We start from the raw sequence: 15,147 nt of genomic DNA on the forward strand, positions 1-15,147 counted from the left end.
CGGACATCAAAACCCGATACGGAGCCCACAGGCCGTGGCGCGTCCACAACTTTCCACAACTCACGACGTTCGCGCGGGGCGCAAGACCGATCTGCCCAACAACTCACAAACCTGCAGGGCCAGAGCAAGATCCAACTTGTCTCGGCCGGCAGCAACTGGATCGCCGAGCGCCTTATTGATGCGATACTTCACCGTATTCCGGTGCAGATTCATGTGATTGGCAGTGTGCAGATGACTTTCACCATGTGCAAAGTACACACTCAACGTCGTCCGCAAGGATGCAGCAGAGGGCGTATCTTCCGCCAACGGGCCAAGCACCTCCCAGACCCATGACTTCGTCGAATCGATGTTCTCGGACAGAAGTGAAACCACAGCGACGCCGCGGTCTCCGAAGCTCACCACAGGTCGCTGCGGTGTATCCGGGACGGCAGCAACCGAATAGGCGGCGGTTGCCTGTTCGTGGGACCGTTTGAAACCGTCGACCCCTGACCCCGGCAGTCCGATTGCCACCCGCGCCCCGCCGTCCAACGGCACTGCCGCCGCGAGAACCTCCGGATCCGGCGCAGGCACCCGGCGACCGAACGGCAGCCACGCCCACACCGTGCGCCGATCGATGGCGGTGATGATCGGCGGCTTGTCCGCTCCCGCCGCTGCGCCGAGATCACGTACGAGTCGGTCCAGCGTATTGATGCCCATGACGTCGGCATCCCACGTCGACCAGACCACCAGGGCGACGTGGTTCTGACCGAGGCGGTACCCTGTCTCCGCTTCGAAAGCAGCGGTATCTGCGTTGGCGCCGGACAGGAGGGCGTGGATTGCGGCCGAATGGAGGTTTCCCTGCGCTGCCATCCATCGACTGCGTTCCCGCTCGTACGCGTCGAAGACGTAGAGCGTGATCCAGTCGATGTAGCTGTAGACCACGTCCGAAGTGTGTTTCAGGACAGCCAAAGTGAGTCGCGCCGGAATATCCAGTGTGCTGATCTCGTCGTGGCAGATCCGCATCAGATCGCCTTGGCCCATGTGATAGGCCCGGACAAGGGAGTTGGACGGGACATCCCGCTGCGCCAGACGCAGAGCGTATTCCACTGCAGCAGTGGTGGGTTGGAGATGATCGATCGGAATGTCGTTGGCCAATACGTGGATGATCGTCGTGATGTTTCCCTGCACGCTGGCCTCGAGCATTTCGAGCAATTTGGCGTCTGCATCCAATTGGTCGATTTCGTGAGCCATCATGAAGGCCATCTCACGCGCGATGTCGGCGCTGCGCTCGTCGAGTCGTCGTGCCAACTCGGCAACCACCGCAAGCACTTCCGGCTCCGCGGCTGCAGGCACTCGGGCGAGGCGCCGCATCGCACCGGCGCCTCGCTCCTTGTGCGATGGACTACTCACAGAACTTCCGCACCCTTTCGTCGCAGGTACTTCAGAGCCGATTCGGCTGCGTTGTACCCGCACATTCCATGTGCTCCGGCACCCGGCGGGGTCGAGGCCGAGCACAGGTAAGTGCCCGCGATCCCCGTGCTGTACGGATCGACTGCGACGCGCGGACGCAAGACAACCTGCAGTTCGGTGTTGGCACCTCCGATGATGTCGCCGCCTACCTGATTCGGATTGTCCTCTGCCAGGTCAGCTGTACCACTGCTCGACGTCGCGACAATCTGCTCCCGGAATCCTGGCGCAAACCTCTCGATCTGACGGATGATCGCCTCCGTAGCGTCGCCGGCGTAACCGTGAGGCACGTGCGCATAGGCATACAGCGGATGAACGTTCCCGGCAGATCGGGTGGGATCAGCCAGGTATTGCTGACCTAGGAGCACGAACGGCCGGTCCGGCATACGGCCTGAATTCGTCTCACGCTCAGCGGCCACGATTTCGTCGAAACCACCTGCCAGATGCACAGTTCCGGCCCGACCACAGTCCGGATTGGTCCACGGCACATGACCTTCGATCGCAAAATCGACCTTGAATGCTCCGGGAGCCTGCTTGAACTTTCGATAGGCCCTCGCCACTCGACCAGGGAGTCGATCGCCCAGAATTTCGAGCGCACCCCCCGGATTGACATCCAGCAGAACAACATCGGCGTCCGGAATCTCGGAGACCGTACGAACCCGAACGCTGGTGTCGATCTTGCCGCCGTGATCGAGGAGCATCGCAGCCATCGCGTCGGTGATCGACCGCGAACCTCCCTCGGCAACCGGCCAACCGTAGCGGTGACCAGCAGCAGTGATCATCAATCCCACCGCCGAGGTGGCCGGACGGTTGAGTGGATAGAAGGCGTGTGCGGCAACCCCGCCGAACAGCGCCTTCCCCTTGTCCGTCTTCCACAGTTTGGCGGTCACCGTTGCCGGAAGCAGCGCTCGCGGACCGAAAGCTGCGAGCCGCAGCGGATGGTGCGGAACATTGACGATCGGGCGCATCAGATCGGACGCCAGCGCATCGAACCCAGTCGACAAGTCACCGAACATGCGTTGCCATCGAGGCCCGTCAGCGCCGAGTCCCGCAGCCGTCTGCTCCAGCGAGCGGTACAGAACCCCGGCGTCCCCGTTGTCGAGCGGATGCGCGCAGTCCACCTCTGCCCATCTCCAGATCAGCCCGTATCGCTCGAGGTCCAGCTTGGACAGGTACGGCGAGCCGATACCCATCGGGTGAAACGCCGAGCAGTGATCATGGATCAACCCCGGCACGTCGATCGGACCGGAGCGGGTGCCTCCGCCGATCTGGTCGGCAGCCTCGAGCACCTGCACGTCCACACCGCTACGTGCGAGGTGTACCGCGGCAGCGAGCCCATTGGGCCCGCTGCCGACGACTACGGCCTTTGTCACTTACTCACCTCTTGCTCGCTACCGCTGACCCTCGTACGCATCTTCGGTTCGGAGACAACCTGCGGATCCGTTGCCGCGCGGTCGGCCCGTACGTCCAGTGTCCACTGAACGTCGAACGGAATGGGCCCGTTCGGCAACCACGGCTGTTCGGCGACTGCGTCGGCGACCTTGAAAGTACCTCGTTCGATGACACCGAGAGCGGCATCGATCACCTGGTACTCCTGCGTTCCCTTGTGGATGGGCTGCGATTCGATCCAGGTCACCAGGAACTCACCGGGTGCGAAATTGCAGCGACGCTGAATGGCTGCGATCAACTTCGCGTCGTGCAGGTGCCCGTCACCGAAGTTGAAGGCGACGATGGAGTTGCACATGAACTCTGCTTCCCGCAGTGAGTACGTGTTGATGTCGTCGCCGAGGTGCCTGATCATCAGAGAGAACAGCGCACGCCCCTGGCTGTGCATGGAACGCCAGCCCAACAGCTGATGCAGAACGACATCGGACACATCTTCGGGGTACATCGTCATCAACTGATTGCGCGTATCCGGCGACGGACGCTTGATGAACTGGTCGATCTTGGCTTCAGCGCCCGGCGCGAATGCCCACGTCGCGGATGCCCAGTTGCCGGCGTACTGACGCATCGACGGCAGGAAGGACACCAGATCGGGTCGAAGGTTTCCGAGAATGGGGAAGAAGGCAAGGGCTGCAACAATTCCCGCGGTGATCCACGGTGAGGACATGGCGCCGAGTCCGTAGCCGTCCCATGCCGGGAATCCCAGGAACAGGAAGACCGAGGCGTAGGCGAACAGAAGATTCCATTCGAGTGGGACGGCAAGCGGGAAGGTCGACGCGATGAACAGATGGAATCCGACCATGAGGATCACGGCGAGGATCGTGAGGGTCTTGTTCGTCGAGAACAGCAGTATCAACGGGGTGACGATTTCGACCATCGTTCCGGCCACGTGTGCGACGCCGCCGCCCAGGTGTGAAGGCCGCAGATCCTCCGGGAAATTCCGGTAGTGGGCGCGCTTGATCTTCTTTGACGGGATCCACGGGGTATTGCTGAGCATCGGAGGAACCACCAGCGAGAAATGGCGACCGAACTTCGAGACACCGGCACCGATCCACACCATGACGATCAGCAGTTTGAGCGCCAGGATCATGTCGACGAACGGCAGGAATGTGAAGAAGAAGATCGCCGGCAGGTACTGCTCACTACGGGCAGCGATGAAGGGCACCTTGTCCCGCAACCCGAGAATCACCATGAGTACCAGGAAGGAGTACAAGACCGTCGGGCGCACCAGTCCGGCATTGTCAGCGATTGCCGAGTCGATTCCTGTGGTGTGAACACCGGGGAGAACAGCGGCAACAAGGAGATTGGCGACTGCGGCGACATAGATGAAGACGTCGAACACCGTGCGGGTGTCACCCGAGGTGAGCGGCACCTTGCCCGGCCACGGTGGCAGACGAATGGTGCCGGGGCGGAGCCAGTAGAGAACTCCACCGGTCATCGGCTTGAAGTGGCCGGCGAGCGGCCCCCAGGATCCTGCCAAGCCCAGCATCTCGAGCATCATCGTCCAGATGATGAGTTTCTGGTAGACGATCGGCTGGTTCCACCACGATCCGATGTCGAACCACGAGAGGCCGGAAGTCAAAGTGGCAACGGCTGTTCCAGCTGCCAGGTAAAGGAACAACAGTTTCATGATGTAGACGGTGTGGACCATCTTCGGCGTACCGAAGCCGTAATCCACCCAGTGCGTGGACATGTCACGCAGACGCTCGAGAAACGGCTTGTCCATGAACGTTGCCGGATCGACGGGAGGGAAGTTTCCTTCTTTGAATCCCATGATGTGCTCCTGAAATACGGAATGTGGGCATGACGGATCGACTCGACGGACGTCGTCGAGTTGTGCTGGTACTACGGGGAAGTGACTAGTGAGCGGGAGTTGCGCTCAGAGCTCGTCTCATTCCAGGTTTGTCGATCTTGCCCACCGGGTTTCGGGGAAGCGCATCGACGACGTAGATCGCCACTGGCACCTTTACTCGGGTGAGCAAGGCCGTGACATGTTCGAGCAGTTCGTCTTCGGTGACGGGCGCATCGGGGTAGGCGACAACATAGGCAACTGGCACCTCTCCGTAGACCTGGTGCGGAGCGCCGATGACGGCTGCCTCGAGCACGGAAGGGTGTGTAGCGAGCGAGTTTTCGATCTCCTTGGGGTAGATGTTCTCTCCCCCACGGATGATCATGTCCTTGATGCGATCGACCAGGGTCAGGTAGCCGTCCTCGTCGAGGACTCCGACGTCACCGGTATGCAACCAACCATCCTTGACGGTCTTCGCAGTTTCCTCCGGCTTACCCAGATAGCCACGCATCACGTTGCCACCCTTGATGACCACCTCTCCGGCAGTCCCGGCGGGCGCAAAGGTTCCGTCCTCGGCAAGAATGGAAATCTGCTGGCCGGGCAACGCCGGGCCGACCGTACCGAGTTTGCGCACGCCGTCCACAGGATTGCAGGCCGACGCACAGGTCCCCTCGGTGAGTCCGTAACCTTCCACGATCACGAAACCGAAACGCTGCTCAGCGCGTTCGAGGAGTTCCTTGCTGATCGGCGCCGCACCGCACACGGCAAACCTCAAGGACGACGTGTCGATCGAAGGGTCTTCCGGCTGTGAGGTCAGCATCGCGTAGATTGCCGGCACCGCCGAGAAATACGTGGGGCGAAGCCGCGCGACGTCGTCGAAGAATCTCGAAACCGAGAACTTCCCGGTGACACTCACCTGTCCGCCGACAAGTAAGGGCGTCAAGACGCTGACGCAGATCGCGTTGACATGGAACAGCGGCAGAATCAGCAGGCAGTGATCCGCGCCGGTAACACCGATGTTCTTGCCCATCGACGAAGCCATGAACTGCAGGTTGGCATGCGTGAGCATCACTCCCTTGGGCCGTCCGGTGGAGCCGCTGGTGTAGATGAGCAACGCCAGATCGTCTGCTGCAACATCGATTCCGGGTCGGGGATCGGTCGGCGGCACTGTCGCCAGATCCTCGACGGCCAACACTGCGCGGCCGCCCGAGGGTGCGTCGGCAGTGGCGGTGATGACCAACTCGGCCCCGGAGTCCGCGATCTGGTAGTCCGCTTCGTTCGCGGTGAACATCGGATTGATGGGTGTAGCGGCAGCACCGATGCGCCAGGCAGCCATGATCGCGATCAGCAACTCGACGCGATTGGGCAGCATGATCGCCACCACGTCACCGAGGCCGATTCCGAGTCCAGCCAATTGCGCGGCAACAGCTTCCGTGCGATCTGCGAACTCTTCATACGTGAGTTCGACGTGGTCGTCCCGCAAGCACGGCTTCTGCCCGTACTTCTCTGCAAGATCCCAAGCCAGATATCCGATGTTCGCCACGAGAGTCAGCACCTTTCATTCGTGTGTGACTCAAAACACTATCGGCGTCCTGCGGCCGAAGAAACGGTCCCAGGGGATCAACTTGTCCAGGTTCTTTGTTCCCTGAGCACAACACCGCCCGAGCACAACACCGCACGTGCGGTGCACATCAGCTCGACGGCTGATGCAACACCTCGTGGGCGCGTCTGGTCACCACCTCGGAGATCCGGCGCAAGACAGGTGACGACAGTTTCCACTGCTGCCAGTACAGCGGAACATCGTCCACGAAGTCCGGATCGAATCCGATCAGCACGCCGGAGCGATCGTCGTCGCCGCGCTGCAGGTCCGGTATCAATCCCCAGCCGTATCCCCGCCTGACGGCGTCCGCGAAGTCTGCCGATGAAGGAACAAGATGACGGGGCGGATCGGCGGGGTGGCCGACCTTTTGATCGAGGTAGCGATCCTGCAGTAGATCCTTGCGATTGAACACAACCAGCGGCGCCTCCGAAAGGGATTCGGCCGTGACACCGTCTGCGAACCAACGACGGCAGAACTCCGCACTCGCCATCGGCCGATACCGCATGATGCCCAAACGGCTGGAGGTACACCCTTGAATCGGTGACGCAACAGAGGTGACGGCAGCCATGACCGAACCGTCGCGCAGTAGTTCAGTGGTGTGGTCTTGATCGTCGAGATGAAAATCGAAACCGACTTCTTGCGTGAACTCCGCGAGGGCCCCGAGAACCCAGGTGGACAGCGAATCGGCATTGACCGCGATCGAGACACGTGCAAACATCCCTGAACCATTTTCAAGGCCGAGCTCTCGCACGGTGTCACGCGACAAAGCGTCTATCTGACGTGCAAGACGCAGGACTTCTCTCCCCGAATCGGTGACCCGGATGGGCTTGGTGCGCTGCACCAGGATCCGGCCAACCGAGGTCTCGAGACCTTTGATTCGTTGGCTGACCGCCGAAGGCGTGATGTGTAACTTCCGCGCCGCCGCCTCGAAGGTTCCCTCGTCGACCGCGGCGTGCAATGCCCTCAGTTGCTCGAAATCCAACATAATCTGAAGCTACTCTGATGCATCCTAAGAATCATTAGCTGGACTGACTGAAATCCGAGCGGCAGGCTCGACGACATGCTCAGCACCAACGACCCTGCGTCGGCCCTCGTCGGTTTCGGGGTCGGACTGTCTTTGATCGTCGCAATCGGCGCCCAGAATGCGTTTGTTCTTCGTCAAGGCCTGACGCGATCACACGTACTCCCGATCGTCGCAGTGTGCGCGTTGTCAGACGCAATTCTCATCCTCGCGGGCGTCAGCGGAATCGGGACCCTCCTCGAACACGCACCGTCGATGATCACGTTCGTTCGTATCGCCGGCGCCGTTTTCCTCCTCAGCTATGCGCTCTTCGCCGCCAAGCGGGCACTTCACCCCCAGACGTTGGCGCCGGATCGACATGGCAACGGGTCGAGGCTTGCCGCCGTCACGATGGCATTGGCTCTCACCTGGCTCAATCCACACGTGTACCTCGACACCGTGGTGCTCATGGGTTCTATCGCCAACGGTCGCGGCGAGATCGGACGTTGGTGGTTTGCCGCCGGTGCCATCACGGCAAGTGTGGTCTGGTTCGGCGCCCTCGGTTACGGCGCACGTCTGCTGACGCCGCTTTTTGCGAAACCCAACGCCTGGCGGGTTCTCGATGCTCTGATCGCCGTGATGATGGCGGTTCTCGGAATCAGCCTGCTTGTCGAATTGTGACCAGGCTGCACAACCTCGATCCGACCCTGCGGGTAGCGGGATGGGTTACCGTCCAAGATGAGGAAGCTCAATTCACCTGTCGCGAGTTGTGACCATCAGGTAGGGCTGATCACGATGACCGAGGACGATGGCGGCACCGAACCGCGTGACTCCAACCGCAAACTGGGTTTGCTGTGTCTACTCGCTGCGGTCGCCGGCGTCGGGGTCGGATTTGTCGGCGGCGCGTTCCGTTGGTGTCTGATCAGGGCCGACGAACTTCGTCAGGCGATCGTGAACTGGGCGCATCACGTTCCGTACGTCGGGTGGCTCGTGCCGGTCCTCCTGGTGGCCCTGTGCACCGTACTTGCCGTACTGATCGTCAGACGAGTGCCCCTCGCAAAGGGAAGCGGCATCCAGCACGTCGAGGCGGTGTCCCGCGGTGAAGCGAAACCGCCGGGAATCAATCTCGTGCCCGCCAGATTCATCGGCGGCCTCTTGGCGATCGGCTCCGGTCTGGTTCTCGGCCGTGAAGGCCCCACCGTACACATGGGTGCGGCGATCGGAGCAGAAGCGGGACGGCGAGCCCGCCTCACCGAACCCGACGTCGCCATGCTGCAAACATCCGCGGCCGGAGCAGGTCTCGCTGTCGCATTCAACGCGCCGATCGCGGGGGCACTGTTCGTCTGCGAGGAGGTGACGCACTCGTTCCGGCTGCGCACCGTGCTGCCAACGCTTTTCGGTGTTTCAGTGGCGGTGGGCTGTGCACGGATCGTCATCGGTGATCAACCCGATTTCGAGGTCGGCACCGTCCCGACACCGCAACTCGCATTCTTGCCACTGTTCGTCGTCTTCGGAATCCTCACGGGGCTACTGGGTATTGCGTACAACCGCCTGATTCTAGGACTACTCGACATCGTGGCACGGCTCGACAAGATCCCACCGACTGTCATCGGCGCAACGATCGGCGCCGTCATCGGCCTGACGCTGTTCCTCGACCCGTTGGCCAGTGGGGGCGGCGACGTTCTTGCACAGATGATCGTCGGCGGAAGGACCTTCGTACTGCCGATCCTGCTGCTGTACTTGGTGGTTCGGTTCTTCACCGGCCCGCTCTCGTATGCCGCTGGAACTCCCGGCGGACTGTTCGCTCCCTTACTCGCTCTCGGCGCGCTCTGGGGGTCGATCTTCACCGGACTGTCGAGCTTCGTGCCCGGAGTGGACGCCGGGCTCACGGTCACCATGGCCACCGTCGGTATGGCGGCCTTCTTCGGCGCCGTAGTACGCGCACCGTTCACCGGCATCGTGATCGTGGTCGAAATGACCGCGGTGACGTCGACGCTGGTCCCGATGCTCGCTGCCACTGCGGCAGCGGTATTCGTCACCACGTCGGCAGGGTCGGCACCTATCTACGACAGTCTGCGCGAACGGATGTTGGAGCCGCAACGCCCGCATACGGATTGATCCCCGCACACGGGTCATTGCAGCACGGGTGCGCTACGTGAATTCAGAATTTGCAGATGACTTCCTCGGAGAACCTGCGTACCGCATCTTTCTTCGCTTCCAGGTCGCAGTCGAACCCGAGGCCGTACATGGCCCAAGGAATGACGATCGATTCCGTCACTCCGCTATCGGCCAGTTCCAGGGAGCCGTCGAGGCCGAAGCGATCGGCGCAGACGGCCTGAATTTCGAACGGGGACTCGGCGCGCCCGTACTCGACCCGCAGGACGCCGATCCTCGCGATGAGAGCTTGCAGATCAGCGAAAGAGACTGTAGCCGAGGTCCAACCGTCACCCACTCGCGCTGCACGGCGCAATGCGGCCGCGGAATGTCCTCCGATGTAGATGGGGACGGGATCGACCGGCGCCGGGCTCATCTGCAGCCTGTCGAAGTCGAAGAACTTGCCGTGATGTTCGACCATACCGCCGCCTAGAACCAGTCGCAGTACCTCGAGCATCTCGTCGACTCGCGGGCCTCGATCCTTGGGGGAAGCGCCGCACCACTCGAATTCCTCTGGCGCCCAGCCCACACCGACCCCGAGACCGAAGCGGCCTCCTGTCAAATTCGCGACCGACCCCACCTGGCTTGCCAGCAGCAGAGGATTGCGTGAGCTGAGCTCGAGCACCTGCGGATAAAAGCGAATCTTCGACGTTCCGGGTCCCATGAAGGCCGCGGCAATCATGGGGTCTACAAATGGTGTCTTCACGTCCCACATCCGCACACCGTCAGCGGTATACGGATACCCGGTAGCGCCCCGCTCGGGAAAGAACAGTGAGTCGGGCATCGTGATCGAAGAAAAGCCGCATTCTTCGGCCACTTTCGCAAGTGCAACGAGTTGAGAGAGGGGAATCATCGCCACGGCGAGGCTGAACTTCATCGGAAGATCCCTCTGTTCAGTTGACCGGAGCGACTGAAGTGTCTCGATGAGCTCGAAGTCGGTTCGCACCGATCGGCTTGGGAGACAGTGGATCCTGAACAGTCACTTCTTGCAACGCTCAGTCATACGACAACTCCCCCGCAGTGCGGTCGAAGCATCAGCCACCCTCGGTTGGACAAGGACGTGTTCGAGGTTACAAAGCTCCCGCTACTTCGGCTCGGCGGCTTCCCGCCAGGCGGACACATACCAAGAACTTCGGGGTCCTGGTGACACCTGGCACCCCACTCCCCCTGATTTCGCACCGTGCAACCTGCGAATCGGCCTACTGATGCAAGGGAGTTCCGACGTAGTTCTCGGCGATCAGCGTTCGTCCCGCCACGGAACGCGTGACCATGTCCAACTCGGCCAACTGTCGGCGATGCCCGAAACCGCTGTCGTCTGGCAAGCGATGGAGCATCGACGACATCCACCACGAGAAGTGCTGCGTCCGCCACACACGCGGCAACACCGTTTCGGTGTACCCGTCCAGCATCTTTCGTTCGGACGAGGTGAAGAAACCGTCCATTGCCTTCGCCAGTGCGTAAACGTCGGCGATCGCGAGATTCATTCCCTTCGCGCCGGTCGGCGGCACGGTGTGCGCCGCATCCCCTGCAAGAAACAGGTTGCCGTGCTGCATCGGCTCACACACGAAGCTGCGGAACTGGAGGATCGACTTCTGAAAGATTTTGCCGTCCTTGATCTCCGCCCCCTCACCGTCGACGCGCATGTGCAGCTCGTCCCAGATTCGATCGTCGGACCAGTTGTCCACGGAGTCGTCCGGATCGACCTGAAGGTAATGACGCTGTACCTCGGGCGTCCGTGTGCTGATCAGTGCAAACCCGCGCTCATGGTTGGCGTAGATCAGTTCTTCGGACGACGGCGGCGCCTCGGCCAGGATGCCGAACCACGCGAAGGGATACTGGCGGAAATGATCCGTTCGGATCGACGGTTCGGGAATCAGCTTTCGCGTTCCGGTGCGTGAACCGTCGCAACCGGCCACCAGGGCGCACTCGAGCTTCTGATCATTTCCGTCCGAGTCGACAAAAGTGATACTCGGGCGATCCGATTCGTGATCGTGTACTTGCGCGTCGGACACTCCGAATCGAATGTCCCCGCCGTCAGCGAGACGCCGCGCGATCAGATCCTTGAGCACCTCGTGTTGCGGATACACCGTGACTGCTCGCCCGTCGGTCAGTTCGTCGAACGCGATTCGGTGCCCTCGTCCACCGAATCGCAACTCGATTCCGTGATGTTCGAGGCCCTCCCGCTTCAGTCGATCACCGAGTCCGGTCTCGACCATGAGATCAACCGTGTTCTGTTCGAGCACGCCGGCACGAATGGTGCCTTCTACCTCTTCGCGGGTGCGGCATTCCAGGACAACCGAATCGATTCCCTTCAGATGCAACAGATGCGAGAGCATCAACCCGGCGGGACCACCACCGACGATTCCGACCTGGGTGCGTGAAGAAGACATACAAAGAGCTCCTGAGGTGAGTGACGATTGAGACCACCCTCGACCACGATCACTCCTCTGAACAGCTGCAATTTCACTCAGTGAAAGACCGAAACGAGCTATCGAAACCCACCGCTACCAAGCCCGCGTGATATTCCACGGGCGGCCGCGACCAACGCGGGCAGTAAAGGAGCCGGATCCTGCTCCACCGGAACAACTGTCGAGACCGCTGCCACGACACTGCCCCCGGCTTCGCGGACAGGAGCGGCGACGGCAAGGGTTCCGACGTTCAGATACTCGCGACAGACCACGAATCCGGCGCGCCTGATCTCGTCGAGAGTTGCTCGCAAAATCCGCTCGGAAGTAATGGTTTTGGGAGTGAACGACTCGAGGCCGGCGCGAAGGACGTCGTCGAGAAGCTCGGTTCCGCCGTGCGCGAGGAGAATCAATCCACCGCTGGACGCGTGCAACGGCAATCTTCCGCCGGCACGGCCGACCACGGTGACGGCGCTACGCGAGGACAAGCGCTCGAGGTACAGAGCCTCGGTGCCCTCACGAACGACCAACTGCACGTTCTCTCGGGTGACCTCGTACAGGTCCTCGAGGAACGGCAACGCCACCTGCCGTAGGCCGTGAGCGCCGGGAGCAAGAGCGCCGATCTCCCACAACCGGACTCCGACCTGGTACTTGCCGTCACTCCGACGCTCGAGTGCGCCCTCAGCCACCAACTGCCCACACAGTCGGTGGACGGTGGGCAGAGGCAAACCGCTGCGACGACTGATCTCCGACTGCGTCAACCGCGGCGATTTCGCGTCGAAGGCACCGAGCACGATAAATGCCCGGCCGATCAACGAACGCTCGCCTGATGCCATTCACACAGTGTGACTGACATCAGGCGAAACGTGTTCAGGCGGTGCGGAGCTACGCGGAGTGCGCCAATTCCGGTTCGCGTTCGGTCACCGGCGGCGTGGCCTCGATCTTCATCGGCTCCTGCGCGTAGTGGAAGTGCGGACGACGGTGACCGATGAACGAACCGAACCACGACATCACAGCGACATACCGGTTGCGGAAGCCCACCAGATACATCACGTGCACGGCCAGCCACATGAACCAGGCGATCGTGCCCTTGAACTCGACCTTGCGGACGCGACACACAGCGCTGAATCGGCTGATGATCGACATGCTGCCCTTGTCGAAGTATTTGAAAGGCGTTCCGGCCTTGACCTTTCCGTTCACAGTCTTCGCTGCGTGACGTCCACCCTGCATTGCAACGGGCGACTGACCAGGCAGACCGTTCAGCGAAGTCATGTCGCCGATGGCAAAGACGTTGGCAAACCCGCCGACGGTCAAGTCCGGATTGATGAGCAGACGACCTGCACGGTCACTCTCACAACCGGTCGCCTCGCCGAGCACTGCTGCGAAGTCGTTGGCGCGAACACCGGCCGACCAGATGACGGTCTCGGCGTCGATGCGCTTCTCTTCCTTGGTCTTTGCCGAAGAGACGGTGACACCGTGCTCGTCGATGGCGGTGACCATAGTGTTGAGAACAACCTCGACACCCGACTTCTCGAGCGAGGCCTGTGTGTACTCACTGAGCTTGCCGCCGAAGGCCGGAAGCGCAACGCCCGCGCCCTCGACCATGGTGACCGTGACCTCGTCGGCGCTGATGTTGTTGATGGACTTGGCGAAGTAGCGACGCGCCAGTTCCTTGATCTGTCCGGCGAGCTCGACGCCGGTCGCGCCTGCACCGACGACAACGAAGCTGAGCAGGTTGCGGCGAACCAGCGCGTCGTTGGTGGTGTGAGCCTCTTCGAAGCAACGCAGGATCTGCTTACGCAGGACCTCGGCATCCTCGACGGTCTTGAGCTTGTAGGTGACCTTTTCGAACTCGTCATGACCGAAGTACGCCTGGGTGGCACCGGTGGCTGCGATGAGCGAGCGGTATCCGAGAGTGTGGCGGGTGCCTGACGCCTCGTAGACGACGGTGTTCTCTTCGGCGTTGACCTCGACGACGCGACCGAGACGCACGTCGGCGTTGGGGTACTTCTGCAGGATCGTGCGGATGGGCGGAGCAACTTCGCCTGCCGACAGAACGCCCGTCGCCACCTGGTAGAGCAGCGGCTGGAAGAGGTGCTCGGTGGTGGCGGAGATGAGGACGAACGGCGTCTTGGACTTCGCGAGGGTCTTGGCCGCGGCGAGGGCTCCGAATCCCGAACCGACGATGACTACCTGAGTCTGCTCGTGTCCAGTCGCGTCGATGTCAGCGCGACCCGCAGCTGTTCTATCCACAACAAATCTCCTCAACCAAATTGAAAGTATGACTATTACGGTATGGACTGATCATGGGTCGGGTCCAGCTAGCTGGAGTATTCGCAAGACTGTTATCTCGATTGCTCATAAGTAAGCTGTCCTCATGGACTTCCGCCAACTCAAGTACTTCCTCGTCGTGAGCGAGGAACTGAGCTTCAGTCGCGCTGCCGAGCGCTGCTTCATCTCGCAGTCGGCGATCAGCCATCAGGTCGCCCGACTGGAGAAGGAACTTGGGGCGACACTCTTCGAACGCTCGACCCGAGCCGTTCGCCTTGCCCCGGCAGGATCGCGACTCGTGCCCATCGCGCAGCAAGTCCTCAGCCTCGAAACGATGGCCTACTCCGTCGCACGCGACCCACGAGCCCGGATCCGGATCACCGGAAACATGAGCTTCGCCGCTCAGACGCTGGACGCCATCGCACACGTGCGCGAACTTCATCCGGACCTGGACGTCGAGTTCGTCATCAAGAGTTTTGCCCACCGCATGGACGCCGTGGCCTCCGGCGACGCCGACATCGCGCTGATTCGCGGCGGCGTCGACCGCCCCGGACTCGAACCCTTGGACCTCGGCGTCGAAGATCTGCTGGTCGTCATGTCGAGCCGGCACCCCCTGGCCGGCCAGCAAAGCGTCGACCTCAATGATCTGGCCGCATACCCCCTGCTCCTGCCGCCGCGCCAAAGCCAGGTGCTCATTCACAAGGTGGTCGAGGACGCGTTCCGCGAGATAGATCGACGCGTCCAACTGGGCCCTGCAATTCCGAGCGATCACACAGCCACGCTGGACGTGATCACCAACCCGCGCGCCTGGACCCTCCTGTATTCGATCACCGCAGGCGAATCTCCACGCGCCGGCATCAGCTTCATGCGAGAATCGAACGGCCGCTTGCGAATTCCCGTCTCGGGAGTGACCCGCAGCGGCGCCACCCACTCGACCGAGTTCGCCGATCTGATCCAAGCGCTCAAGGACGCCATGAATCCGTCTTTCACTGAGTGAAAGTGCGATGGCGATCGACTCCCCTCACGGCGCAACGTGGTC

General features: G+C 61.5%; 12 protein-coding genes. 3 read left to right on the forward strand and 9 right to left on the reverse strand.

The window, feature by feature from the left end; translation table 11 throughout:
* Window positions 1–60: 60 nt before the first annotated feature.
* The 5 genes from RhoBH5_RS09530 to RhoBH5_RS09550 form a co-directional block, all read right to left on the reverse strand.
* Window positions 61–1,350 (reverse strand): PucR family transcriptional regulator, encoded by a 1,290-nt coding sequence (locus RhoBH5_RS09530; protein WP_042921507.1) that lies wholly within the window; start codon window positions 1,348–1,350, stop codon window positions 61–63.
* 35 nt (window positions 1,351–1,385) lie between these two features.
* A complete protein-coding gene (locus tag RhoBH5_RS09535; RefSeq protein WP_064443602.1) occupies window positions 1,386–2,819 on the reverse strand; it encodes a phytoene desaturase family protein in 1,434 nt (477 codons plus the stop codon).
* Window positions 2,816–4,663: a DUF3556 domain-containing protein gene (locus tag RhoBH5_RS09540; protein WP_042451545.1), complete on the reverse strand. Its 1,848-nt coding sequence runs from the start codon at window positions 4,661–4,663 to the stop codon at window positions 2,816–2,818. The genes RhoBH5_RS09535 and RhoBH5_RS09540 overlap by 4 nt, the downstream gene beginning before the upstream one ends.
* Window positions 4,664–4,748: 85 nt before the next feature.
* A complete protein-coding gene (locus RhoBH5_RS09545) occupies window positions 4,749–6,221 on the reverse strand; it encodes a class I adenylate-forming enzyme family protein (protein WP_054826947.1) in 1,473 nt (490 codons plus the stop codon).
* 148 nt (window positions 6,222–6,369) lie between these two features.
* The gene (locus RhoBH5_RS09550; protein WP_003943053.1) at window positions 6,370–7,263 is read right to left on the reverse strand and encodes a LysR family transcriptional regulator ArgP; all 894 of its coding nucleotides are present in this window, start codon (window positions 7,261–7,263) and stop codon (window positions 6,370–6,372) included.
* A gap of 75 nt (window positions 7,264–7,338) precedes the next feature.
* On the opposite strand from RhoBH5_RS09550, the gene RhoBH5_RS09555 reads away from it, so the two are divergent.
* A complete protein-coding gene (locus RhoBH5_RS09555; protein ID WP_042451547.1) occupies window positions 7,339–7,959 on the forward strand; it encodes a LysE/ArgO family amino acid transporter in 621 nt (206 codons plus the stop codon).
* A gap of 114 nt (window positions 7,960–8,073) precedes the next feature.
* A complete protein-coding gene (locus RhoBH5_RS09560; protein WP_270008196.1) occupies window positions 8,074–9,396 on the forward strand; it encodes a ClC family H(+)/Cl(-) exchange transporter in 1,323 nt (440 codons plus the stop codon).
* 43 nt (window positions 9,397–9,439) lie between these two features.
* Here the strand turns inward: RhoBH5_RS09560 and RhoBH5_RS09565 are convergent, their stop codons facing one another.
* The 4 genes from RhoBH5_RS09565 to RhoBH5_RS09580 form a co-directional block, all read right to left on the reverse strand.
* Window positions 9,440–10,309, reverse strand: coding sequence for a TIGR03619 family F420-dependent LLM class oxidoreductase (locus RhoBH5_RS09565; RefSeq protein WP_050656934.1), 870 nt, complete (start codon window positions 10,307–10,309; stop codon window positions 9,440–9,442).
* Window positions 10,310–10,631: 322 nt separating this feature from the next.
* Window positions 10,632–11,822 carry a 4-hydroxybenzoate 3-monooxygenase gene (locus tag RhoBH5_RS09570; protein ID WP_162114096.1) on the reverse strand — a complete coding sequence of 397 codons (1,191 nt, stop codon included), beginning with the start codon at window positions 11,820–11,822 and terminating at the stop codon, window positions 10,632–10,634.
* Window positions 11,823–11,920: 98 nt separating this feature from the next.
* Window positions 11,921–12,673: an IclR family transcriptional regulator gene (locus RhoBH5_RS09575; RefSeq protein ID WP_003943227.1), complete on the reverse strand. Its 753-nt coding sequence runs from the start codon at window positions 12,671–12,673 to the stop codon at window positions 11,921–11,923.
* 49 nt (window positions 12,674–12,722) lie between these two features.
* Window positions 12,723–14,090 (reverse strand): NAD(P)/FAD-dependent oxidoreductase, encoded by a 1,368-nt coding sequence (locus RhoBH5_RS09580; RefSeq protein ID WP_003942969.1) that lies wholly within the window; start codon window positions 14,088–14,090, stop codon window positions 12,723–12,725.
* 124 nt (window positions 14,091–14,214) lie between these two features.
* Between RhoBH5_RS09580 and RhoBH5_RS09585 the strand changes: the two genes are divergently transcribed.
* Window positions 14,215–15,105, forward strand: coding sequence for a LysR family transcriptional regulator (locus tag RhoBH5_RS09585; protein ID WP_058038355.1), 891 nt, complete (start codon window positions 14,215–14,217; stop codon window positions 15,103–15,105).
* The last annotated feature ends 42 nt before the right edge of the window (window positions 15,106–15,147 follow it).

This window comes from Rhodococcus sp. BH5, from assembly GCF_027583855.1.
In the GTDB taxonomy this organism is placed as follows: domain Bacteria; phylum Actinomycetota; class Actinomycetes; order Mycobacteriales; family Mycobacteriaceae; genus Rhodococcus_F; species Rhodococcus_F qingshengii.

Bases quoted from the DNA above. Each gene is read 5' to 3' on its own strand.
- RhoBH5_RS09530 (WP_042921507.1), bottom strand. From the start codon at position 1,350: ATGCGGCGCCTCGCCCGAGTGCCTGCAGCCGCGGAGCCGGAAGTGCTT.
- RhoBH5_RS09540 (WP_042451545.1), bottom strand. From the start codon at position 4,663: ATGGGATTCAAAGAAGGAAACTTCCCTCCCGTCGATCCGGCAACGTTC.
- RhoBH5_RS09550 (WP_003943053.1), bottom strand. From the start codon at position 7,263: ATGTTGGATTTCGAGCAACTGAGGGCATTGCACGCCGCGGTCGACGAG.
- RhoBH5_RS09555 (WP_042451547.1), top strand. From the start codon at position 7,339: ATGCTCAGCACCAACGACCCTGCGTCGGCCCTCGTCGGTTTCGGGGTC.
- RhoBH5_RS09560 (WP_270008196.1), top strand. From the start codon at position 8,074: ATGACCGAGGACGATGGCGGCACCGAACCGCGTGACTCCAACCGCAAA.
- RhoBH5_RS09565 (WP_050656934.1), bottom strand. From the start codon at position 10,309: ATGAAGTTCAGCCTCGCCGTGGCGATGATTCCCCTCTCTCAACTCGTT.
- RhoBH5_RS09570 (WP_162114096.1), bottom strand. From the start codon at position 11,822: ATGTCTTCTTCACGCACCCAGGTCGGAATCGTCGGTGGTGGTCCCGCC.
- RhoBH5_RS09575 (WP_003943227.1), bottom strand. From the start codon at position 12,673: ATGGCATCAGGCGAGCGTTCGTTGATCGGCCGGGCATTTATCGTGCTC.
- RhoBH5_RS09585 (WP_058038355.1), top strand. From the start codon at position 14,215: ATGGACTTCCGCCAACTCAAGTACTTCCTCGTCGTGAGCGAGGAACTG.